The organism is Citrobacter sp. Cpo012 (assembly GCF_030333015.1).
Classification (GTDB): Bacteria; Pseudomonadota; Gammaproteobacteria; order Enterobacterales; family Enterobacteriaceae; genus Citrobacter; species Citrobacter portucalensis.
Window position 1 is genome coordinate 506,958 of sequence record NZ_JAOWGR010000037.1, and the last position, 21,354, is coordinate 528,311.

18 protein-coding genes are annotated in these 21,354 nt (G+C 52.4%); 8 read left to right on the top strand and 10 right to left on the bottom strand.

The features are described from left to right. Nucleotide 1: 1 nt before the first annotated feature. Together OGX90_RS12310 and OGX90_RS12315 are read left to right on the top strand one after the other, a co-directional pair. The gene (locus OGX90_RS12310) at nt 2-2,983 is read left to right on the top strand and encodes a virulence factor SrfB (RefSeq protein ID WP_168978247.1); all 2,982 of its coding nucleotides are present in this window, start codon (nt 2-4) and stop codon (nt 2,981-2,983) included. Next, entirely contained in the window at nt 2,980-5,142 is a 2,163-nt protein-coding gene (locus OGX90_RS12315; protein WP_234692506.1) for a virulence factor SrfC family protein, read from the top strand. Before OGX90_RS12310 ends, OGX90_RS12315 begins: the two co-directional genes overlap by 4 nt. Nucleotides 5,143-5,161: 19 nt before the next feature. Here the strand turns inward: OGX90_RS12315 and OGX90_RS12320 are convergent, their stop codons facing one another. Further along, the gene (locus tag OGX90_RS12320; protein ID WP_003020198.1) at nt 5,162-5,335 is read right to left on the bottom strand and encodes a GhoT/OrtT family toxin; all 174 of its coding nucleotides are present in this window, start codon (nt 5,333-5,335) and stop codon (nt 5,162-5,164) included. A 192-nt stretch (nt 5,336-5,527) separates the two neighbouring features. On the opposite strand from OGX90_RS12320, the gene yncL reads away from it, so the two are divergent. Then, nucleotides 5,528-5,623 (top strand): stress response membrane protein YncL, encoded by a 96-nt coding sequence (gene yncL, locus OGX90_RS12325; protein ID WP_071524268.1) that lies wholly within the window; start codon nt 5,528-5,530, stop codon nt 5,621-5,623. Nucleotides 5,624-5,742: 119 nt separating this feature from the next. Here the strand turns inward: yncL and OGX90_RS12330 are convergent, their stop codons facing one another. After that, nucleotides 5,743-6,522, bottom strand: coding sequence for an AraC family transcriptional regulator (locus tag OGX90_RS12330; RefSeq protein ID WP_071445621.1), 780 nt, complete (start codon nt 6,520-6,522; stop codon nt 5,743-5,745). A 101-nt stretch (nt 6,523-6,623) separates the two neighbouring features. Between OGX90_RS12330 and OGX90_RS12335 the strand changes: the two genes are divergently transcribed. Then, nucleotides 6,624-7,751 carry a multidrug effflux MFS transporter gene (locus OGX90_RS12335; RefSeq protein WP_071445619.1) on the top strand — a complete coding sequence of 376 codons (1,128 nt, stop codon included), beginning with the start codon at nt 6,624-6,626 and terminating at the stop codon, nt 7,749-7,751. A 193-nt stretch (nt 7,752-7,944) separates the two neighbouring features. On the opposite strand, the gene patD is transcribed toward OGX90_RS12335, so the two are convergent. The 7 genes from patD to OGX90_RS12370 form a co-directional block, all read right to left on the bottom strand. After that, nucleotides 7,945-9,372, bottom strand: a complete 1,428-nt coding sequence (gene patD, locus OGX90_RS12340) for an aminobutyraldehyde dehydrogenase (RefSeq protein ID WP_003833127.1) — start codon at nt 9,370-9,372, stop codon at nt 7,945-7,947. A 21-nt stretch (nt 9,373-9,393) separates the two neighbouring features. Continuing rightward, nucleotides 9,394-10,200 carry an ABC transporter permease gene (locus tag OGX90_RS12345; RefSeq protein WP_134215524.1) on the bottom strand — a complete coding sequence of 269 codons (807 nt, stop codon included), beginning with the start codon at nt 10,198-10,200 and terminating at the stop codon, nt 9,394-9,396. Continuing rightward, the gene (locus OGX90_RS12350; protein ID WP_003833133.1) at nt 10,190-11,134 is read right to left on the bottom strand and encodes an ABC transporter permease; all 945 of its coding nucleotides are present in this window, start codon (nt 11,132-11,134) and stop codon (nt 10,190-10,192) included. Before OGX90_RS12350 ends, OGX90_RS12345 begins: the two co-directional genes overlap by 11 nt. After that, nucleotides 11,135-12,151: an ABC transporter ATP-binding protein gene (locus tag OGX90_RS12355; protein WP_048235324.1), complete on the bottom strand. Its 1,017-nt coding sequence runs from the start codon at nt 12,149-12,151 to the stop codon at nt 11,135-11,137. Between the two features lie 16 nt (nt 12,152-12,167). Further along, nucleotides 12,168-13,313 (bottom strand): putative ABC transporter substrate-binding protein YdcS, encoded by a 1,146-nt coding sequence (gene ydcS / locus OGX90_RS12360; protein ID WP_008784842.1) that lies wholly within the window; start codon nt 13,311-13,313, stop codon nt 12,168-12,170. A gap of 327 nt (nt 13,314-13,640) precedes the next feature. Continuing rightward, a complete protein-coding gene (locus OGX90_RS12365; protein ID WP_048214150.1) occupies nt 13,641-15,050 on the bottom strand; it encodes an aminotransferase-like domain-containing protein in 1,410 nt (469 codons plus the stop codon). A gap of 136 nt (nt 15,051-15,186) precedes the next feature. Next, on the bottom strand, nt 15,187-16,194 hold the full coding sequence (locus tag OGX90_RS12370) for a stealth family protein (RefSeq protein ID WP_208744280.1): 1,008 nt from the start codon (nt 16,192-16,194) through the stop codon (nt 15,187-15,189). A gap of 213 nt (nt 16,195-16,407) precedes the next feature. Here OGX90_RS12370 and OGX90_RS12375 point away from each other — a divergent pair, with 213 nt between their 5' ends. The 4 genes from OGX90_RS12375 to OGX90_RS12390 all read left to right on the top strand — a co-directional run bounded on the left by OGX90_RS12375 (nt 16,408) and on the right by OGX90_RS12390 (nt 19,368). Next, on the top strand, nt 16,408-17,811 hold the full coding sequence (locus OGX90_RS12375; protein WP_286623956.1) for a cytochrome ubiquinol oxidase subunit I: 1,404 nt from the start codon (nt 16,408-16,410) through the stop codon (nt 17,809-17,811). Then, the gene (gene cydB, locus OGX90_RS12380; RefSeq protein WP_111465540.1) at nt 17,811-18,821 is read left to right on the top strand and encodes a cytochrome d ubiquinol oxidase subunit II; all 1,011 of its coding nucleotides are present in this window, start codon (nt 17,811-17,813) and stop codon (nt 18,819-18,821) included. Before OGX90_RS12375 ends, cydB begins: the two co-directional genes overlap by 1 nt. Then, nucleotides 18,821-18,946, top strand: a complete 126-nt coding sequence (locus OGX90_RS12385; RefSeq protein WP_003020230.1) for a DUF2474 domain-containing protein — start codon at nt 18,821-18,823, stop codon at nt 18,944-18,946. Before cydB ends, OGX90_RS12385 begins: the two co-directional genes overlap by 1 nt. Nucleotides 18,947-19,137: 191 nt before the next feature. Continuing rightward, on the top strand, nt 19,138-19,368 hold the full coding sequence (locus OGX90_RS12390; protein ID WP_003020233.1) for a DUF2554 family protein: 231 nt from the start codon (nt 19,138-19,140) through the stop codon (nt 19,366-19,368). A 3-nt stretch (nt 19,369-19,371) separates the two neighbouring features. Here the strand turns inward: OGX90_RS12390 and rlhA are convergent, their stop codons facing one another. Continuing rightward, nucleotides 19,372-21,333: a 23S rRNA 5-hydroxycytidine C2501 synthase gene (gene rlhA, locus OGX90_RS12395; protein ID WP_167819968.1), complete on the bottom strand. Its 1,962-nt coding sequence runs from the start codon at nt 21,331-21,333 to the stop codon at nt 19,372-19,374. Between the last annotated feature and the right edge of the window lie 21 nt (nt 21,334-21,354).

Below are 21,354 nucleotides of genomic sequence, written 5' to 3' on the forward strand. Positions count from 1 at the left end.
TATGTTGGTGAATCTGTGTGATTACAAACAGAGCGTGACGCTCATCGCCAATAGCGGTGTGCAATTTCTGGATTTCGGCCTCACGCCGCAGGAATCTGCGCACCATGGACGCTTTGTGCGCAAAACGGCAAACGGTCCGCTACTGAGACTAGACTTCGATCTGACGTCAGGACGCTATACCCTACCGGGCAGCACCGGCGCGCAACCCGAAGTGGTGAAGCCGGAAAGTACTCAGACGCTGCACTATTCGCTGGACGTGCTCGACGGCGTCTGGCTGCCGCTGCCGTTTTTGCGCTTTAACCCGCCGCGTACGTTTGTTGAAGGTCCGGATAACTGGGCACGCGTGCAGGTGCGAAAGCTGCCGCAGCCGGACAGCGCGGGCAACACCCACCGTGTTACCGTAGCGCTGGACAGCCAGCTTACTGAAAATGCCCCTGCGGCGTTAACCCCCAACGAAAATGATCTGCTTAACGGTACACGGTTTGCGCTGGCCTGGCATGACAACGAAATTGCTGATTTCCTTGACCAGACCTGGATTGACGGCTGGTTGCGCGAATCTTTTATGCACTATGTCACACAACATGAGAACCGCTCAGAACAAGAGATCCAGCAGGCGCTGCGTAACTTTGAATACCAGGCGCACTGGCTGAATGTGCTGACCCTGTTAGGTGAGCAGCTTTCCGTCCCGGAAGTGAAACTGGTTACGCACACCCTTAGCACACCCGCCATTCCCGTCGATCTTATTTTGGATATCGGTAATACCCATACCTGTGGTGTCCTGATTGAAGATCACGGGGATGCCAATGACGGGCTGCGTCAGACCGCTGAATTGCAGGTCCGTTCGTTAAGCGAGCCGCAGTTCCTCAACGATCCGCTATTCACCAGTCGGCTGGAGTTTTCCGAAGCACGCTTTGGTAAGCAGCACTTTTCCGTTGAGAGCGGACGTGATGACGCCTTTATCTGGCCGTCGATTGTGCGTGTGGGTGATGAAGCCCGTAAGCTGGCGATGCAGCGTATGGGCACCGAGGGCAACAGTGGGATCTCAAGCCCGCGCCGCTATCTGTGGGATGAAACGCCGGTGCTGCATGACTGGCGCTTTAGCCAGATGAATGGCAAAACCCAGCGCGAACCGCTGGCTACCGCCTTTCCGCTGATGAACCTGATGAACGATGACGGGCAGCCGCTGTTCAGCCTGCCGCAGGACGATCGTCTGCCAGTGTTCTCACCACAATACAGCCGCAGCACGCTGATGACGCATATGCTGTGCGAAATACTGGCCCAGGCGCTGGGGCAAATTAACAGCGTAGCGACGCGTTTGCGCCTCGGATTCCCGGCGTCTCCTCGTCAGTTACGGACGCTGATCCTGACCCTACCGTCGGCGATGCCCAAACAGGAGCGCGAGATTTTCCGCCTGCGCATGTTTGAAGCTATTGCCCTGGTCTGGAAAGCGATGGGCTGGCACCCGCAGGATGAAGACTTCACCACCCGTAAGCAGCAGGAAAAGAGTGTGGTTCCCGTACCTGAAATTCAGATGGAATGGGATGAAGCCAGTTGCGGACAACTGGTGTGGCTGTATAACGAGGCTATCTCTCACTACGATGGCCACACCGAATCGTTCTTTAACGCCCTTGCCCGCCCGGACCGTTTGCCGGAGCCTGGTGAGACTAAAGGCCGTGCACTGCGCGTGGCATCGATCGACATTGGCGGCGGGACAACGGATATGGCCGTCGTTCATTACCAGCTTGATGACGGCGTTGGCGCGAACGTCAAAATTACCCCGCACCTGCTGTTCCGTGAAGGTTTTAAGGTCGCGGGCGACGACATGCTGCTGGACGTGATTCAGCGCTGCGTGTTGCCTGCGCTGCAAACCCGCTTACAACAGGCTGGCGTGACCGACGCCGCCGCATTGCTGGCCACGCTATTTGGCGATTCTGGTCGCATCGATACTCAAGCAATTCTGCGTCAACAAACGGCGTTGCAGCTCTTTATGCCGCTTGGTCATGCGGTCCTCTCAGCCTGGGAACAAAGCGATATTAACGACCCGGTCGCCGGGCTACATGCCACCTTTGGGGAACTCCTGAGTCAACAACCCACGCGCAACGTGATGAACTACATCCAACAGGCTATCGATCATGCGTTGCCAGCAGGGTCGCCAGCGTTTGATGTTCTGAGCGTGCCGTTACAGGTACAGTTCAGGCAGTTACAAGAAGCACTATTGGCGGGGCAATTTACCCTGACTTCCCCACTGCACGCGGTTTGTGAGGCCATTTCACACTATCGCTGCGATATCTTATTAGTGACCGGCAGGCCCGCCTGTTTACCGGGTGTACAGGCGTTGATCCGCCATCTGCAACCTGTTCCGGTTAACCGTATGATCTGGATGGATAACTACCGCGTGCATGAGTGGTATCCGTTCAGCCAACAGGGGCGGATTGGTAACCCTAAATCCACCGCTGCTGTAGGCGCTATGCTGTGCAGCCTGGCGCTGGATTTGCGTTTACCACGTTTTAACTTTAAAGCTGCCGATATCGGCGCTTACTCGACCGTACGCTTTCTCGGTGTGCTGGATAATACGGTCAATACCCTGCGCGATGAGAACATCTGGTATCACGATATTGATCTGGATAAACCTGGGGCGAAGCTGGATGCCCGGTTGCATTTCCCGTTACGTGGCAACGTGACGTTAGGATTTCGGCAACTGGCAAACAGCCGCTGGCCTGCCACGCCGCTGTATACGCTCAGCATAAACTCTGCCGAACTGGCAAAAACTATCGCCGGAGATGGCGTGTTGAATGTTCGGCTGCAGCTACGCGGCGGCAGCAAAGAAAGTGGCCCGGAATTCTTCATCCTGAGTGATGCCTGGTTACAGGATGGCACCCCCGTTGCCGCCAATGCCTTAACGTTAAAACTGAATACGCTGGCAGACCGTCGCCATAGCGGAAGCCATTACTGGATTGATAGCGGGAGCGTGTACCTGAAATGAGTAAGATGTTAAATACCGCGCAGGCCGCCATCGAGTGGGTGGTAGATACCCGTCAACGTGCGGCGCGTCTTGATGATGAAGCGGATGCCCTGCTGGCACAGCTTACGCTAGCCGCAGTGAGTGAATCTGCGTTGAAGGAGACCTTTTCATCGCAAGGATGTATAGGGTTATACGGACACTCACAATCGGCAAAAGCACATCTGCTGGCGGCATTGTGCTGCAATGCCACTGGCAAAGTGAATATTGTTACCCCGGATCGCAGCTTTGATTATTTCTCGCATATTAATCCGGGCCATGCACCAACCAATATGGCGATCCGCTTTACGCGCGATGAAAATCCGCATGATAGCGAATGGCCGTTGCGTCTGCGATTACTCAGTGAAGCCGAACTGGTACAGCTATTTATCGCCCAGTTCAGCGCGCTCCCGGGCAACCGACAGGTCGAGAAATCGATTATTGAGGCGCGCCTGGAAAAATGGCAAACGCTGCGTCAGCGTCACCCGGTGCCGGGCATTACCGCACATGATGTTGCGGCAATTGGTCGTTTCTGGCGCTCCTGCGTACCGGCAAACCAGCAGCAAATTGACGATGCACTATGGTATCAGTTTGCCACGTTGCTGCCCGCACTGGACCTGACTACCCGGGCAAACGCCTGGGCGTTACTGTGGGGAGAACAACCAGAGCTGACGCAGCAGTGGCTGGCGCTGGCGCACACGTTGCAACAAACCGGACACGCGCAAGAATTAGCGGCCCCGCTGAGCCTGCTGGTTGATCATTTTGGTTTACCTGCCGAAAGTTTCCTGACCCAGGTGGCATTGACCAGCAATAATGAGACGCAAAGCGATGTGGTGGTTCATCCGATTGAAAATCATCAGTTGCTCAATGCGGTCAGTCTTTCTTTGTCGTCACTGGCGCTGCTCACGCGCGAGCTGGTCCTGACGGTTGAAGACTCGGTGCTGGAGAATGTCGATCTGCTCGATATTCCCCTCGCCCCGGATGCTCATCCTAACCCACTGTGGCAGGCAAAATTAGGCTGGATGCTGGAACATTATCGCCAGCACCTGCAACCGGATGTGCTCTTAATCTGCAACGCGGTCTCTGCCCGCGCCCAGACGCCCGCCATCACCCGCAAGCTGTTGGGCTGGGTCAACGATACCCAACCTGTTCATGATGCCGCATTACCGGGCGTGGTTTGGGCCATTACCCCGCAGGATGCGCGTTTTAGTACCCAGCAAAACCTTGATGAATCCGTGCAGCAATTGATGGGCAAGCCCGGGCTGCATTGGGGTACGTTGCAGGCGCTGGATAAACATAGCTTACAACGTCTTGTCGAATGGCTGACTCAGGCAACCTCACCACAGCAGCGCCAGGCCAGGTTGACTTCTCTACGCGAGCAGCATCAACAGCGCATCCGCGAAACGCTGATAAGCTGGATTAATCCCGCTCAAGCTGAATCGGATAGCCACGAGTCGGTGATCCGCCAGTTACAGGCGCAAGCGGCAAAACATGGCGAACTGCTGGATGGTTTGCTCCCGCCGATGCGCATTTTTGAGTCGCTGCTGCGTGTTCAGCAACCACGCGAGGAGCAGGTAAGCGGGTTATTTAATGAGGAGATTGACCTGTTTGCCGAAGTGCGTGACACACTACACTCGCCGGAAAGTCAGGAGACCGGATATCAGGCACACAAAATGTGGATTAACCACGTGCGCCAGTGGTGTCGCGATGAAAATAATGCCCGCCGTTTACGACTCGATCCCCGTACGTTAAGGCTGGTTGCCGACATTCTCGTCACCACCAGCTATCGCCTGGAGATGCCACAACGCTTACAGCGCATTATGCAGCGAGAAAACGTCTGTGCCGCGCAGCTACACGCCGATATTGGTGATTTTATTACCTGGCTTGGATTTGCCGACGTTGCTGAGGAACAGCGCCCTGCCAGCAGGATCCAAAAAGGATCGGCTATTTTTAGCGCGCCGAAGCAATCGCCGATGCTACGCCTGACGAAGCTGGATGAACAACCCTCGCATGGTGCAAGCCGTTACGTTTACGACTGGCTGGTTGCCTTGTACACCCGTGCGAATGAGAATGCGGGATATCAGCACCCACAGGATGTCTCTGAAACCGACAAAAAACGATTAGATGCCCTGCTTTTCTCCTGAAACGGCGTATACGCCGTCATCAGAAAAGAGAAAACATCAGCGCAACGGGAAAACTCATCGGCCAGGTCGCCCCGACTAATACCGCGCTAAGAAAGCGGATCCGCTTTTTATCGCGGGAAAGAAACCAGGTGATGATTGCCGTGATGACGGCCATCACCGCATAAAAAACCAACATTTTTTGGTATAGGGACATTTAAGGCATCCTGGCCAGATGGGAAAATCGCGCGCAATATGCTCTTTTTCATGACTCACATCAAGTTTTATTAATTAATTTAAGAAAAACGGCTGTAAAACAACCCATTTTCATTATGTTCAGAATTCGTACTATTGCGGATAGTTATAAGCCGTACTATACCCATAAGGGTTAAAACGAAAGGTGGCAAAAATGAATGTTTCCAGTAAAACTGTGGTGCTGATAAATATATTTGCTGCTGTAGGACTTTTCAGTCTGATATCCGCAAGGTTCGGCTGGTTTGCTTGATGTAACTCTTCTTGATTAATTGCAGCGTCCGCTGGCAGAGAGGATCTTCTCTCTGCCATCAGTAAACGATCTTCCCACTCTGCTATTACTGGGTAAATTATCCTTAATATGTAATACCCCTAATCCTTCTGCGGCATTATATTGCCCGAATATCGGCCAGGTGTTGTGCCGGTATGTTGATGGAAGAACGCAATAAAAGCACTGTCGCTGACAAACTCCAGATATTGCGCGACCTGGCTGATATGGCCTCCGTCAGCCAACATCTCCATGGCTTTTAACAGCCTAAATTGCTGCCGCCAGTCCTGATAATTCATCCCGGTATCCCTGATAAATATTCGGCTGATCGTCCTCTCGCATGCCCCAACCTGTCGGGACAATTGATTCAGTCGTGGTGGCAATTCACCCATGCGTAATCCCTTGAGCCACTCGTTAAGCCGTGGATCTGAGGGGTACTGCAATGTCCAGTTTTCACTGCGGGCGGCACGCATTTCCTCACAAAAAACGGCAATGAGGCTGGACTGCTGTGCGGCAGGCATTTCCCATGGCCAGAAGGCCATACGTTCTATCACTTCAAAAAACAGCGGATTAACTTCGACTATCTGCAGCGGTAACTCAGATAACGGCAATGTGGTTGAAAAGTACAAAGAGCGATAAGCCATCACACCACGCATTATGGCGCGATGTACCGTGCCTGCCGGGATCCAAACCGCACGGCGTGGCGGTAGCAGACACAGGGCCTGCTCCAGTTCAATCGTAATACTTCCCGCTGCCGAAAAAAGTAGCTGATGACGAAGATGACTGTGCCGCCCGGAATCATGTACCCCCATATCGGCAGCAATACCGATTACCGGTTTATCAAAGCTATCCGCATCAAAAGCATCATCAGGGGCAATTTTCATTATCTGTCTGATATTTGATATTTAAAGTCCTGATAATGGTAATACGACATATCCCTTTCAGCAATAATGCCCGCCTGTTTTCTGTCTCTCTGGATATTGCTATGAACACACTTCGTCGCCCATCGCTGTGGCTTCTTACGCTACTGATTATGTTTCCACAACTGGTGGAAACCATTTACAGCCCGGCATTGCCGGGTATCGCTACCTCTTTTCACGTAAGCAGTGAGCGCGCGGCTCAAACACTCTCCGTTTATTTTGTTGCCTTTGCCGTCGGCGTAGCGATGTGGGGTTGGCTAAGTGACTGCATCGGACGACGTTGGGCGATGTTGGCAGGGCTTATCTGCTATGGAACAGGTTGCGCATTGGCCGTTGTTGCCACCGACTTCAGCGTTTTGCTGCTGGCACGGATGATCTCCGCCGTCGGTGCGGCTGCGGGGTCGGTCGTGGTACAGACCATGCTAAGGGACAGTTATGAATCAACTGCGCTATCGCGCGTCTTTTCCGTGATGGGGGCCGCGCTGGCATTGAGTCCGGTTTTTGGCCTGCTAAGCGGAGGTTGGTTAGTGAGTCTGTACGGCCATACCGGTGTCTTTGTTGCCCTTGTGCTGTTGGCGTTGCTACTGCTAATACTGACAGCGACCATGCTGCCAGAAACCCGGCCCGAACATACGCTCAGCCCGAAGCTTGCCGCGCTATTTTCCCGCATGATGCGGGACAGTGAGTTGCGGAAAAACGCCATGCTGGTTGCCCTGCTGAACACCATGCTGTTTAGCTATTACAGCCTGGCACCGTTTCTTTTTGGGCAATTAGGATGGAGCTCCAGAGCCTTTGGCTGGACGGGGTTGCTACTTGCGTTTGCTTCTCTGTCAGGTAGCCTGCTGAACCGAAGACTGTTAACGACAGCTCTGACGCCGGAGCGACTGGTACGTTATGCCTGTGTGCTGGCAGTGTTGTCAGGTCTCGTCGCGTGGTGTTTACAGCACTCCGCGTGGATCCTGATTCCGGTGTTCGGCGTGGTGATTGCCTATGGTATCGCCATTCCCAATGTGCTGAGTCAGGCGCTGCGTCACTACCGTGAACAGGTCGGGGCCGCCGGTGCTTTGTTCGGATTAAGCTATTACCTGTTACTTGGGATGATGCTGGGTTTAGCAGGCATGGTGCAGCAACTGGGGCTGGTTCTGAGCGTCTGTGCCCTACTCGCCTGGCTTTGCAGCCTGGGCCGCAGATAAACCCGATGGCGATCCTGAAAGCACAAAGCCCCGGCTATATGCTGGGGCTTTGTTGTATCAATTAGCCTGACCTCGCGGATATTTCCAACTTACCGCCGTCCGATGGCGACGAGGCCAGTGGCGCGAATAGTATAGACACACGTATGCCAATATTTAGCTATCCGTGCCCCATTCGCCGATCGCGCTTAAGATATTACTCATGCTTGATCATAACATGGCGAATAACCGTGTAATCCTCCAGCCCATAAACCGACATATCCTTTCCATAGCCGGACTGTTTTTGCCCACCGTGCGGCATCTCGCTAACCAGCGTGAAATGGGTATTGACCCAGGTGCAACCATATTGCAGGCGAGCGCTAAAGCGATGCGCTCGCCCAACATCCCGGGTCCAGACGGAGGATGCCAGGCCGTATTTCGAATCGTTGGCCCATGCCAGCACCTGATCTTCATCATCAAATACGGTCACGCTGACCACCGGACCGAAAACTTCCCGCTGTACGATGGCATCGTCCTGCTTCGCCCCAGCAAGCAGCGTCGGGGCAAAATAGTAGCCTGAACCATCCACTTTTTTACCGCCGGTGATGACCTTAATATGGCCCAACGCTTTAGCCTCATCGACCGCTTTAGTCACGCGATCGAGATGAGCCTGCGAGCTCACTGGTCCCAGCTCGGTCGATTCATCATTCGGCGGACCGATTTTCAGGCTGGCAACGGCGGCGCCAAGTTTTTCGACCAGTGCATCATAAATGCCTTTCTGGGCATAAATTCGGCAAGCGGCGGTACAGTCTTGCCCGGCGTTGTAATAACCAAAGGTCCGCACGCCGCTCACCACTGCATCCAGATCGGCATCATCAAAAATGATCACCGGAGCTTTTCCGCCCAGTTCCATATGCGTACGCTTAATTGACGGCGCGGTGTGCTGAATAATGTGTTCGCCGGTTGCAATGGAGCCGGTCAGCGAAACCATACGCACTTTTTCATGACCGGTCAGCGGATCGCCCACCGTTTTACCGCGACCAAACAGCACGTTAATCACGCCAGCTGGATAAATGTCTTTGGCGAATTCGGCTAATTTAAGCGCTGTCAGCGGAGTAATTTCTGACGGTTTAATCACCACGCAGTTCCCCGCCGCCAACGCTGGAGCCAGCTTCCACGCCGCCATCATCAGCGGATAGTTCCACGGCGCAATAGAAGCCACCACACCCAGCGGATCACGGCGAATCATCGAGGTATGCCCTTCCAGATATTCACCGGCCGCCTGTCCTTGCAGGGTACGCGCCGCACCGGCAAAGAAGCGGAAAACATCGACAATAGCGGGAATTTCATCGTTGAGAACACAGTGCAGCGGTTTACCACAGTTAAGTGATTCCAGCTCAGCGAAGGTTTGCGCGTTATCAGCAATAGCATCCGCCAGTTTCAGCAGCAGTTCAGAGCGGACTTTCGGCGTGGTTTGCCCCCAGGTGGCAAACGCGGCGTCTGCCGCACGTACAGCGGCATCAACCTGCATGGCTGACGCCTCAGCAATCTCCAGAATGAGTTCACCAGTGGCAGGGTTATAGACTGGCTGCTTTTCACCTTCACCGTTGACCAGCTCGCCATTAATCAGTAATTGATGTTGCATAGCAATTTCCCATATCGTCGTTTATTTACCGTTTCCGGCGAGAGTGTCGCCTTCACGCGTTAGCCACCAGGCCCCTAAAATTGGCAGTGTTGTCACCAGCATTACCAGCAATGCCACAACGTTGGTGACAGGCACATCCCGTGGACGGCCCAATTGATTGAGCAACCACAGAGGAAGTGTTCTTTCATGTCCGGCGGTGAACGTTGTCACGATGATTTCATCAAACGACAAGGCAAACGCCAGCATCCCCCCCGCCAGAAGTGCCGATGCCAGATTTGGCAGCACGACATAACGAAAGGTTTGCCAGCCATTGGCGCCAAGATCCATAGACGCTTCGACCAGACTCCATGAGGTACGGCGAAAACGCGCCACAACGTTGTTAAACACCACCACCACGCAAAACGTCGCATGGCCCACTACGATCGTGAGAAAACCCGGTTCCAGGTTGATGGTTTTAAACGCCGTCAACAGCGCAAGGCCGGTAATAATGCCCGGCAGCGCGATCGGCAACAGTAGCAACAGCGATATTGCACTTTTGCCAAAAAAGTCCCTACGCCACAGCGCGGCCGCGGCCAGCGTCCCCAGAATAAGGGCAATAGCTGTCGACAACGCTGCGATCTTAAGTGACAACGTCACAGATTCCAGGATATCGCTACGCTGCGCAGCAACGCTAAACCACTTCAGCGTTAATCCCTGGGGTGGAAAACTAAAAGCAGCCTCCTCAGTATTAAAAGCATAGGTGGCGATGATGAGGATGGGAAAGTGCAGGAAAATAACCCCGCCCCATGCCGCCAGTTTGAGTAGCCAGGGTGCGCGTTCAGAGTGCATCGAAAGCTCCCAGACGCTTCACGAACGCCAGATACAGTGCGATTAACACAATCGGCACCAGAGTAAATGCCGCCGCCATCGGCATATTGCCGATCGCCCCTTGTTGTGAATACACCATGTTGCCGATGAAATAGCCCGGCGGTCCCACCAGTTGCGGCACAATAAAGTCACCCAACGTCAGAGAGAAGGTAAAGATTGAACCCGCTGCAATGCCCGGTATCGCCAATGGAAGCACCACATAGCGGAAGGTTTGACGCGGACGCGCGCCCAAATCAGCAGAAGCCTGTAACAGCGACGGCGGAAGTCTCTCCAGCGCGGCCTGTACCGGCAGGATCATAAACGGCAGCCAGATATAGACGAACACCAGGAAACGCCCTAACCCTGAAGTCGACAGCGTATTGCCGCCTACCGCAGGCAATGTCAGGAACGAAAGCAGCAACGGCTCCAGCCCAAGGTGGGTTAAAAACCACTGCGCCACGCCGTCTTTAGCCAACAGCAGCGTCCACGCATAGGCTTTAACGATGTAGCTGGCCCACATTGGCAACATTACGGCAATGTAAAAAAAAGCCTTCATTTTGCCGCTGGTATAGCGAGCCATATACCACGCCATCGGAAACGCCAGAATCGCGCTGGCGATGGTGACCGCTACCGCCATCGTCAGAGTGCGCAAAATGATGTCGTAGTTAGCGGGATTAAACAGCGCCTGCAAATTCGCCAGCGTCAGGTCTGGTGTGACCGACATGGTGAAATCGTCGAAGGTATAAAAACCTTGCCACAACAGCGTCAGTAATGAGCCAAAGTAGACGATGCCAAACCACATCAGCGGTCCGAGGAGCAGCAAAAATAACCCCAGCCCCGGATTACGCCAGAAGTAACCTGAGATCCGGTTCAGGTTGGTCGACTGTGGAGGCGAATGTAAGACGTTCATAGCCATTCACCTCTCCTCAACCAGCGGTACCATCACGTCGCGTGACCAGGATGCCATCACCTGCTGACCTGGCGACAACGTTGACGGTAGCATTTCTCCCGTCAGGTTCGCCTGGCTAACCAGCAATTTTTCCCCTCCGGCGAGTTTTAGCTCAAACCGCGTCGCCGCCCCCTGATACTGCACCGCCTGAATAACCCCCCGGGCCTGAACTTCTCCTCCGGTATCATTCAAGCGAATGTGTTCCGGACGCAGGGAGAACATCCCCTGTAGCCCACAAACGTTCGCCGACATCGTCGCATCGAAGACATTGGACGTCCCGACGAAACTTGCCACAAACGGCGTACGTGGACGCATATACAGTTCACGCGGAGAATCTACCTGTTCAATGCGACCGTTATTAAACACCGCCACACGATCGGACATCGACAGGGCTTCACCCTGATCGTGAGTAACAAAAATGAACGTGATGCCAAGAGATTGCTGTAATTTTTTCAGTTCCAGCTGCATCTGTTCACGCAATTTAAGATCCAATGCCCCGAGCGGCTCATCCAACAGCAGGACGCGCGGCTCATTGACCAGCGCCCTGGCAATCGCCACGCGCTGACGTTGCCCACCGGAAAGCTGCGACGGTTTACGCTCATGCACAAAACCGAGTGCGACCTTATCCAGCGCTTCACGTGCTTTCGCGTGGCGCTGTTTTTTATCGATGCCTTTGACCATCAGCCCGTAGGCGACGTTGTCGAGAATCGACATGTGCGGGAACAACGCGTAATCCTGAAATACCGTATTGACGTCCCGTTCCCAGGGCGGCAATTCGCTGGCCTGCTTACCAAAAATGGTAATTGCGCCGCCTGACAGCTGCTCAAACCCGGCAATCAGGCGCAGACAAGTGGTCTTGCCGGAGCCGGATGGCCCCAGCATAGAGAAAAACTCACCGTCGTTAATCGCAATACTTACCCCATCAACTGCACGAACATCCCCATACAAACGCGAGACGTTATGAAACTCCACTGCGTACGTCATAAAACCCCCAGTGGAATTAACGACCGCCCATAATGGCGATGTAATCCTGCGTCCAGCGACTGTAAGGAACGAATTTTCCACCTTCGGCAATCGGCGTTTTCCAGAAGGCAATTTTGTCAAAGTAGCTATAGCCGTTGGTTTCACAACCCTTTTCACCCAACAGAGGGCTGGCTTTACAACCTTCAGGTACCACTGGCAGAGAACCAAACCAGGCCGCTACGTCGCCCTGTACTTTCGGGGTTAATGACCAGTTCATCCATTTGTAAGCACAAACCGGGTGTTTCGCTTCACTGTGCAGCATGGTGGTATCAGCCCATCCGGTAACCCCTTCTTTTGGGAAAACCGTGGCAATTGGCTGACCTTCGCCTTTCAAGGCGTTAGCCTGATAAGGCCAGGCGCTTGACGCCACCACGCCTTCGTTTTTGAAATCGCTCATTTGCACGGTGGTATCGTGCCAATAGCGATGGATCAGCGCGTGCTGATCGCTCAGGACTTTGATCACCGCCTGATACTGTTTTTCAGTGAGCTGATAGGGATCGGTAATACCCAACTGCGGCTGAGTGGCTTTAACGAATAACGCGGCATCGGCAATATAGATCGGGCCATCGTAGGCCTGAACGCGCCCTTTATTGCTTTTCCCATCCTCAAGTTTTTGCTCAACAAACACCACGCTCCAGCTATCCGGCGGCGTTGGAAAAATTTTGGTGTTATACATCAGCAGGTTTGGTCCCCACTGGTACGGTGTGCCGTAAACTTTTCCGCCAACGTTAAACCATTCGCCTTTTACCACGCGTGGATCGATGGTTTTCCAGTTAGGGATCAGCGCGGTATTAATTGGCTGAACGCGTTTTCCCATAATCAGGCGCAGTGAGGCATCACCAGAAGCGGTAACCAGGTCGTAGCCGCCTTTTGCCATCAGGCTGACCATTTCATCAGATGTGGCTGCCGTTTTTACATTAACCGCGCAGCCGGTATCTTTCTCAAACTGTGAGACCCAGTCATATTGTTTATCGGTTTGCCCACGTTCGATATAACCCGGCCAGGCAATAATATCCAGGCGGCCTTCCGGTTTATCTAATGATGTGGGGGGTTCGGCTGCCTGCGCAGTCATCAGCGTCATACTGAGTGCGCACAGGCTACTGAGGGCAAACTGCTTGCTCATAACGTCTTACTCCTGTCTAAAAAATATTGAGCGGCAGCCTTGCCGTAAATATATGTCCTTTTCTAAAAATAGTCGGGGTGTTGTAAGCGTTCCTGTTGGCGCAAGGAAATTTAATCAGGTTGTGAGCTAACGCTCATTACGCTACAGACTCTGACCTGGGGGTAATCTTCTGGAGTATAGACAAGGAGTTAGACGCAGAGGTGGCAATAGTATTAACTATTGATATTTTGTATGGACGCACCCGATATAAATAATACCGTGGTTCAGCATTCACTATTTCGAAAATAAGAACACGCTATTCATTTATATTGAATAGCGCGTTATGGTTTATTTCATCATTTCACGAATTAATTTACCAAGCTGTTTTACGGCCTGCTCTTCGCGATCTCCCCAGTGCCATGCCGTATTAAAACGAAAAAAACGTGTCCAGCTTCCCGAGGTCGAGAACATTTTCCCCGGCGCAATACTGATGTGGTGTGCCAGCGCATGGGTACTGAGCACACCGGCATCAAGCGGTTCCGGCAGCTCCAGCCACAGAAAATAACCGCTGTCGTTGTGGTGAATGTTGACTTCCGCCGGAAGATGACGCAGCAGCGTTTGCCAGGCCTGTTGTTTACGTTCCGCCAGTTGCCGACGCAAGCGCCGCAGATGCGCGTCATAGCGCCGGGTTGAAAGATAATCAACAAGGGCAAGCTGCATAGGCGAACTGGTAGATAAGGTGCTCATTAGCTGGAGTCGCTGAATACGCCGGGCATGTTTCCCTGCTGCTACCCAGCCAATACGAAATCCTGGTACCAGACACTTCGAGAAGGACGAACAATGCAGAACGCTGTCGGCGCGATCCCAGGCTTTGGCAGGCAACGGTTTTTCGCGGCCAAAGTACAGCTCGCTGTAAACATCATCTTCAATCAGTATTACGTGGTATTTTTCCAGCAAGGCAACCAGACGCGCCTTTTTCTCTGCGCTGAGCGTAAAACCCAGTGGATTTTGGCTGTTTGTCATCAGCCAGCAAGCTTTTACCGGGTACTCCTGCAACGCCTGCTCCAGCGCGGTGAGATCGATCCCCTCTTTTACGTCGGTGGCAATCGAAAGCGCCTTCAGACGTAATCGCTCCAGGGCCTGCAACGCCCCGTAAAAACAGGGGTTTTCGACAATTACCCAATCACCCGGTTCGGTGACTGCTTGCAGGCTCAGGTTGAGGGCTTCCATCGCGCCGGTGGTGATGACGATTTCGTCCGGTGAAATGGTCATCCCCTGTTGAGCATAGCGACGGGCAATGGCATGACGCAGCTCAGCATTCCCCGGCGGCAGGTTTTCAATCACGCTCATGGCGGTGGCAGTTTTACTCACCTGCGCCAACGAGCGATTCAACTGCTGAAGTGGAAACAGCCGCGGGTCGGGGAATGCGGAGGCAAAGGGCATCACTGACGCATCCCGGCTGGCCTGCAACATATCAAAAATGTAGGTATTGATATCCACCGCTTCATCGCGCATGACCTGCACCTGCGGTGCAGCAAGTTCACGTTCGGGGCGCGCGGCGACATAATAACCAGACTGCGGTCGGGCAATAATCCGCCCCTGGCTTTCCAGCAACTGGTATGCGTGTCCGACGGTCATAAAACTCATTCCGCTGCTGACCACCTGCTCACGCAAGGATGGCAAGCGATCGCCTGGCTGCCATACGCCAGACGCAATTTGATCGCGAATTTGCTCTGCCAGTCGCTGGTACTTTTTCATTCTGAAAATCCGTTCAGGTAACCACCATCATGTATATCAGTTTACATAATCTCTACATTTTTACTAACTGTTATGAATAGTTTTGTTTCAATGCCGAAGTTGCAGCCTGCCAAGTGAAACCTAAACTGTTATTGTCTTAAATCTCATATCCTGACTTTTCACTAAACACATTTTCAAATGCTGTTCGCAATTTGTGAGTCACCGCATCAAAATCATTGAGTATCTCGGTGTCATTAAAACAGGTTTGAGCAGTTCCATCGGTTAGTGTTTTGATAGCATCGTTTATGCTTTTAGAGGATAAATTGAAATACTTACCTCTCTTTATAGGGTTTTTAGGGTTAAATTTCCCATTCGCCAACTGCCAATATCGGAATAAGTATTGCGTTAAGCACAAAGGCTCGCGGAATTTCTTACTGACTGTTTCCCTCAGCAACTGTTCTTCCACCTGCCATATCTCATTGAACGTACTTTTCAAAAATGGTTGCGGAATGTGTCGACTATAAAACCCTTCGAAAAACTTTTCTTTTCGGTTAGCGAAATTTTTCAGTAGCCGTCTTTTATAACACATGCTGTAATATTTATTCTTATTTTCCTGCATCATCGCACGCTTGCTAAAGTGGCTATTTAATATGCTGATGTTGAGAAAATCTGATGAGGCCATGATGAGATTATCTTTGTTGGTTGGAGGGTTTTTCTTTAAAATCAAAAAGTCATTTGGATTTCCATTATCGAAGTAGAAATCTTCAGCCAGCGGTGCCGTAATGAACATATCATCATTAAACAAGACAAACTTGTCGCTCAGATCATTTATCTTATGAATATTAAGCTCTATCGCATTAGAGTTAAATGTAGGCAAGTACTTGTTTTCGATAAACTGTTCATGAAAAACAATGTTTAACTTTTTATGATTCACATTAAGCCATGCGGGAATCTGTCCGCATGTAACTAAATGTATCTTTCTTACCCATGGCGCATATTTTTCCACACACCTGAACCAATAATTAAAAATACCCATATCTCTGAAACGCGCCGGATGCCTAGCCCCCTCATCATGGCAACCCGCCGCTTTATGCTTGGCAAAACTCGCCTGCCAGGCTAAATCACTTGAGTCAACCCACAAAACGACAAAGTCGATTCCGCTCATTTTATTGTTCCAATGAATAATTTTCGGCGAATATAACAAAGTGCCAATTCAATGTTTGAACTAATCAAGGCATCAATATTGAGAATTCCATCTTTTGTGAAAGCTATAGCAATTGTGCAACTGTTATGGTTAAAAAGAACTGTTCTGTTTCTGCCTTCCACTGCTCCTCAGACTTAGAATTGCGCTAAATCAATTTTGCCTGCGGAGTTAAGCATGTTCGGTCTTGACGCGTTTCACCTGGCAAGGATCCAGTTCGCGTTTACGGTATCCTTTCACATCATCTTTCCGGCTATTACTATCGGGCTCGCCAGTTATCTGGCTGTGCTGGAAGGGCTATGGCTAAAAACGAAAAATCCCACCTGGCGATCGCTTTACCATTTCTGGTCGAAAATATTCGCCGTAAATTTTGGTATGGGTGTAGTTTCCGGGCTGGTGATGGCTTATCAGTTCGGCACCAACTGGAGTGGTTTTTCCGAGTTCGCCGGGAGTATCACTGGGCCGTTACTGACCTATGAAGTATTAACCGCCTTCTTCCTCGAAGCTGGTTTCCTTGGGGTGATGTTGTTTGGCTGGAATCGGGTTGGTCCAGGACTTCATTTCTTTGCCACCTGCATGGTCGCACTGGGTACCATTATTTCAACCTTCTGGATCCTCGCCTCCAACAGCTGGATGCAGACACCGCAAGGCTATGAAATAGTTAACGGCCAGGTCGTTCCCGTCGACTGGTTCGCCGTTATTTTCAATCCTTCATTCCCCTATCGTCTGCTGCATATGTCGGTTGCCGCCTTCCTGAGTAGCGCGTTGTTTGTTGCTGCCTCGGGGGCATGGCATTTGCTGCGCGGGAATAACACACCAGCAATTCGAGCGATGTTTTCGATGGCGCTGTGGATGACATTAATCGTCGCTCCACTGCAGGCCTTGATTGGCGATATGCACGGTTTGAATACGCTGAAGCATCAGCCGGCAAAAATTGCTGCGATTGAAGGACACTGGGAAAATCGCCCCGGTGAGCCGACTCCGCTGCTGCTGTTCGGCTGGCCGGATATGGAGCAGGAACGCACCCGCTATGGGCTGGAAATCCCGGCGCTGGGCAGTCTGATCCTGACCCATAGTCTGGACAAACAGGTCCCGGCCCTAAAAGAGTTTCCTAAAGAAGACAGGCCCAACTCCACTATGGTGTTCTGGTCGTTTCGCATAATGGCCGGGCTAGGCATGCTGATGATCCTGTTGGGCGCGTTTGCCCTGTGGCTGCGCTATAAGCAGCGTTTATACACCTCGCGCCCTTTTCTGCACTTTGCCTTATGGATGGGTCCTTCCGGTCTGATTGCCATCCTTGCCGGTTGGGTGACCACTGAAGTTGGCCGTCAGCCGTGGGTGGTTTACGGTCTGCAACGTACGGCGGATGCGGTTTCTGCACATGGCGATTTACATATGAGCATCAGCCTGCTGTCCTTCTTTGTGGTGTACAGCTCAGTGTTTGGCGTGGGTTACAGCTACATGATCCGCCTGATCCGTAAAGGGCCACAGGAAGATGACCCTACCATTCCGCCAACAGGCACGCCTGCCCGGCCGCTTTCAGCCGCCGTCCTCGATTCTCAACCGGAGGCACATCGCTAATGGGTATCGATTTATCAGTTATCTGGTTTGTAATTATCGTCTTCGCCACGCTGATGTATATCGTGATGGACGGTTTTGATCTCGGGATTGGCATTTTATTCCCAGCGATTCAGGACGCTGACGACCGCGATGTTATGGTCAACAGCGTAGCCCCGGTATGGGACGGCAATGAAACCTGGCTGGTATTGGGCGGAGCCGGATTATTCGGCGCTTTCCCCCTGGCCTATGCGGTGATTGTCGATGCGCTGACGATTCCGTTGACCCTGATGCTAATCGGTCTGATTTTTCGCGGCGTCGCGTTCGAGTTTCGCTTCAAAGCCACACCTGCGCACCGACCATTCTGGGATAAAGCCTTTCTCGGCGGTTCAATCCTCGCGACATTCACGCAAGGTGTCGTGGTGGGTGCCGTACTCAACGGATTTTCCGTTACCGGACGCAGCTACAGCGGCGGTCCTTTCGACTGGTTGACCCCGTTCACGTTGTTCTGCGGCGTTGGTCTGGTCGTGGCTTACGCCCTGCTGGGGGCGACATGGCTGGTGATGAAAAGCGAAAATCCGTTGCAGGATAAAATGCGCAGTGTGGCCAAAAAACTGCTGCTGGCAATGTTGGTTGTGATTGCCATTATCAGCCTGTGGACACCACTGGCACATAGCGCAATTGCCGAGCGTTGGTTTAGCCTGCCCAACCTTTGGTTCCTGATGCCGGTTCCGCTGCTGGTTGCGCTTATCAGTCTCTGGCTGTGGCGTTCGCTGGGGCAACATAACTGCCATACGCTGCCTTTTGTATTAACGCTGGGGCTGATTTTTCTCGGGTTTAGCGGGCTGGGGATCAGTATCTGGCCACATATCATTCCACCGTCTATTACGCTCTGGCAGGCGGCGGCTCCGGCACAAAGTCAGGGCTTTATGTTGGTTGGCGCACTGCTGATTATCCCGATAATCCTGGTGTACACCTTCTGGAGCTACTACGTTTTCCGCGGCAAAGTTCAACATGGTGAGGGGTATCATTGATGCAACAAACAATCTGGAAACGCCTGATGTGGCTGGTGATCCTCTGGGGCGGCAGCGTGCTGGCCCTGGCCGCCGTTGGTATGTTCTTTCGTCTCCTGATGACGGCCGCCGGATTTAAGTCCTGAATCTCGCCCTGATAACACCCGGTCAGCGCGCTGCACTGCCCGGGTGTTACAAATCCCAACATCGACTAAACAAAAATGTAAAAAACATCGAAATGGCAAAACAGAGATTGTCATTAACCCGATTAAAATATTGAATAGTCACCGGGCGAAATTATCGCCAATTCCGCAGCTAACGTACCAGAGGGTGCATGATGTTTAAGAAAGGGTTAACGGTGTTATTGCTGGCCAGCGCGCTTTTTTCCGGTCAACTTTTCGCTACTAATCAGGGACATGAATATCTTCAGGTGCAGGATGCCGATCATTTGCTACGACACACGGCCGACAGCGATGAACTTCGAGTGACGGCGGAAGAATCCGCCGCCGATCTTCGTGAGCACCATCACTGGCAAAAATCACGCAAACCCGATACACATCTGAGCTAACGATTAACCTTTGCGCTTTGGCAGTGTCTTCATCAGTTCTTCTGGACTGACCGAAGCCACGACGCTGCCCGGCAACGGCATCTTCAGAATGTGATGCTTCATCTTGCCGATTACGTGCATTTCGCACGGTCGGCAATCAAATTTCAGCGTCAGGACTTCATCGCCGTTAACCAGTTGCATCGGTGTCGCTTTCCAGCTTTTGATGTTACCTTTCGCCTGTTTCGGACACAGGTTAAAGGCGAAACGCAGGCAATGTTTGGTGATCATCACCGGCACTTCGCCCTTTTCTTCATGTGCTTCATAGGCTGCATCAATCAACTGAACGCCATAACGGTGATAAAACTCACGCGCTTTTTGGTTGTAGACGTTAGCCAGGAAACTCAAGTGCGTTTGTGGATAAACCGGCGCTGGCTGAGATACCGGTTTGCGGCTACCGCGCTGATAGCTTTGCAAGCGCGCTGCATCCAGCATATCAACGGCTTCACGCCGGAACTGATTTAGTTGACCGTTTGGCACGAACAGCGCGCCCGGCAGATTCACCTGAATATTGCGGGCGTAGTACATCGTCTGACCAAGTTTTGCCAGTCCGTCCTGTAGGTTACTCAGCGCTTTTTCCGCATTGTTCGCTTCCTCAAACTGGCCGTCCAACGTATGGGTGATACTCACGCCTTCTTCACTGGTGAGCGTCAGAATCAACTGCTCCTGCCAGCCGCCGAGCTCAATATCGATCGCAACACGGCGTTCGCTGGAAGTTTTTGTTAACGCTTGCTGCCAGTTATGATCGAGGTTGCGATTCAGCGGATGATGCGGACGCACTTTGTGCAGGTCGGCGGGCATTTCATTCGGCCATACCCGATAACGATTGTTCCCCGTTTTTTCCACGGTGTTGGCGCGAAATCCAACAACCTCACGTTTGATTAACACGTTCAGGCCATCCCCGTTTGCCAGCGCTTCAGTCACCTCAACATCGAGATGATCTTTCGCCACCTTCAGGACTTCGCCGACCGGCAAACCGATAAACTTTGGTGAGTCGAATGCGCCGATATCCCCTTTACGGGCATTCACAAAATAATCGGTGCTGCCGCGATGGAAGGTTTTCTCTGTGGATGGGGTAAAGAAATGTTCGGTACGTCCCGCTGATGAACGGGCCAGATCGCCGCGTTCTTCAATGATGGCGTCGAGCATCTGGCGATAATGCGCGGTAATATTCTTCACATAACTCATGTCCTTATAGCGCCCTTCAATTTTGAAGGAACGCACACCTGCGTCAATCAACGCGCCCAGGTTGGCGGTCTGATCGTTATCTTTCATCGACAGCAGATGTTTTTCATAGGATACCACGCGCCCCTGATCGTCTTTCAGGGTATACGGCAGACGGCAAGCCTGGGAACAGTCGCCGCGGTTAGCGCTGCGTCCGGTTTGTGCATGTGAAATATAACACTGCCCTGAATAGGCAACGCACAGCGCACCGTGAATGAAAAACTCAATGGTCGCATCGGTAGCCTGATGGATAGCGTTAATCTGCTCAAGGCTCAGTTCGCGCGCCAGCACAATCTGGGTGAATCCCACATCGGATAGAAATTTCGCCTTCTCAACGCTGCGAATATCGCACTGGGTGCTGGCGTGCAGTTCAATCGGGGGAATATCCAGTTCCAGAATCCCCATATCCTGCACGATCAGGGCATCAACGCCGGTCTGATACAGATCGGTAATTAACCGTTGTGCGGGCTCCAGCTCATCATCATGCAAGATCGTGTTTAGCGTCACAAAGATTTTTGCCCCGTAACGATGGGCAAAAGGCACTAATTCGGCAATATCTTTCAGGCTATTACTGGCGTTATGACGCGCGCCAAAACCTGGTCCACCAATGTAAACGGCGTCTGCGCCGTGCAAAATGGCTTCGCGCGCAATGGCGGTATCCCGAGCCGGGCTTAACAATTCAAGGTGATGAGGCTGCTGGCGCATACAGTTGTTACCATCCACAAG

What these genes read in the sequence shown, in the direction of transcription:
- OGX90_RS12310 (WP_168978247.1), top strand. Translation starts at nt 2, where the DNA reads ATGTTGGTGAATCTGTGTGATTACAAACAGAGCGTGACGCTCATCGCC.
- OGX90_RS12315 (WP_234692506.1), top strand. Translation starts at nt 2,980, where the DNA reads ATGAGTAAGATGTTAAATACCGCGCAGGCCGCCATCGAGTGGGTGGTA.
- OGX90_RS12320 (WP_003020198.1), bottom strand. Translation starts at nt 5,335, where the DNA reads ATGTCCCTATACCAAAAAATGTTGGTTTTTTATGCGGTGATGGCCGTC.
- yncL (WP_071524268.1), top strand. Translation starts at nt 5,528, where the DNA reads ATGAATGTTTCCAGTAAAACTGTGGTGCTGATAAATATATTTGCTGCT.
- OGX90_RS12330 (WP_071445621.1), bottom strand. Translation starts at nt 6,522, where the DNA reads ATGAAAATTGCCCCTGATGATGCTTTTGATGCGGATAGCTTTGATAAA.
- OGX90_RS12335 (WP_071445619.1), top strand. Translation starts at nt 6,624, where the DNA reads ATGAACACACTTCGTCGCCCATCGCTGTGGCTTCTTACGCTACTGATT.
- patD (WP_003833127.1), bottom strand. Translation starts at nt 9,372, where the DNA reads ATGCAACATCAATTACTGATTAATGGCGAGCTGGTCAACGGTGAAGGT.
- OGX90_RS12345 (WP_134215524.1), bottom strand. Translation starts at nt 10,200, where the DNA reads ATGCACTCTGAACGCGCACCCTGGCTACTCAAACTGGCGGCATGGGGC.
- OGX90_RS12350 (WP_003833133.1), bottom strand. Translation starts at nt 11,134, where the DNA reads ATGGCTATGAACGTCTTACATTCGCCTCCACAGTCGACCAACCTGAAC.
- OGX90_RS12355 (WP_048235324.1), bottom strand. Translation starts at nt 12,151, where the DNA reads ATGACGTACGCAGTGGAGTTTCATAACGTCTCGCGTTTGTATGGGGAT.
- ydcS (WP_008784842.1), bottom strand. Translation starts at nt 13,313, where the DNA reads ATGAGCAAGCAGTTTGCCCTCAGTAGCCTGTGCGCACTCAGTATGACG.
- OGX90_RS12365 (WP_048214150.1), bottom strand. Translation starts at nt 15,050, where the DNA reads ATGAAAAAGTACCAGCGACTGGCAGAGCAAATTCGCGATCAAATTGCG.
- OGX90_RS12370 (WP_208744280.1), bottom strand. Translation starts at nt 16,194, where the DNA reads ATGAGCGGAATCGACTTTGTCGTTTTGTGGGTTGACTCAAGTGATTTA.
- OGX90_RS12375 (WP_286623956.1), top strand. Translation starts at nt 16,408, where the DNA reads ATGTTCGGTCTTGACGCGTTTCACCTGGCAAGGATCCAGTTCGCGTTT.
- cydB (WP_111465540.1), top strand. Translation starts at nt 17,811, where the DNA reads ATGGGTATCGATTTATCAGTTATCTGGTTTGTAATTATCGTCTTCGCC.
- OGX90_RS12385 (WP_003020230.1), top strand. Translation starts at nt 18,821, where the DNA reads ATGCAACAAACAATCTGGAAACGCCTGATGTGGCTGGTGATCCTCTGG.
- OGX90_RS12390 (WP_003020233.1), top strand. Translation starts at nt 19,138, where the DNA reads ATGTTTAAGAAAGGGTTAACGGTGTTATTGCTGGCCAGCGCGCTTTTT.
- rlhA (WP_167819968.1), bottom strand. Translation starts at nt 21,333, where the DNA reads ATGCGCCAGCAGCCTCATCACCTTGAATTGTTAAGCCCGGCTCGGGAT.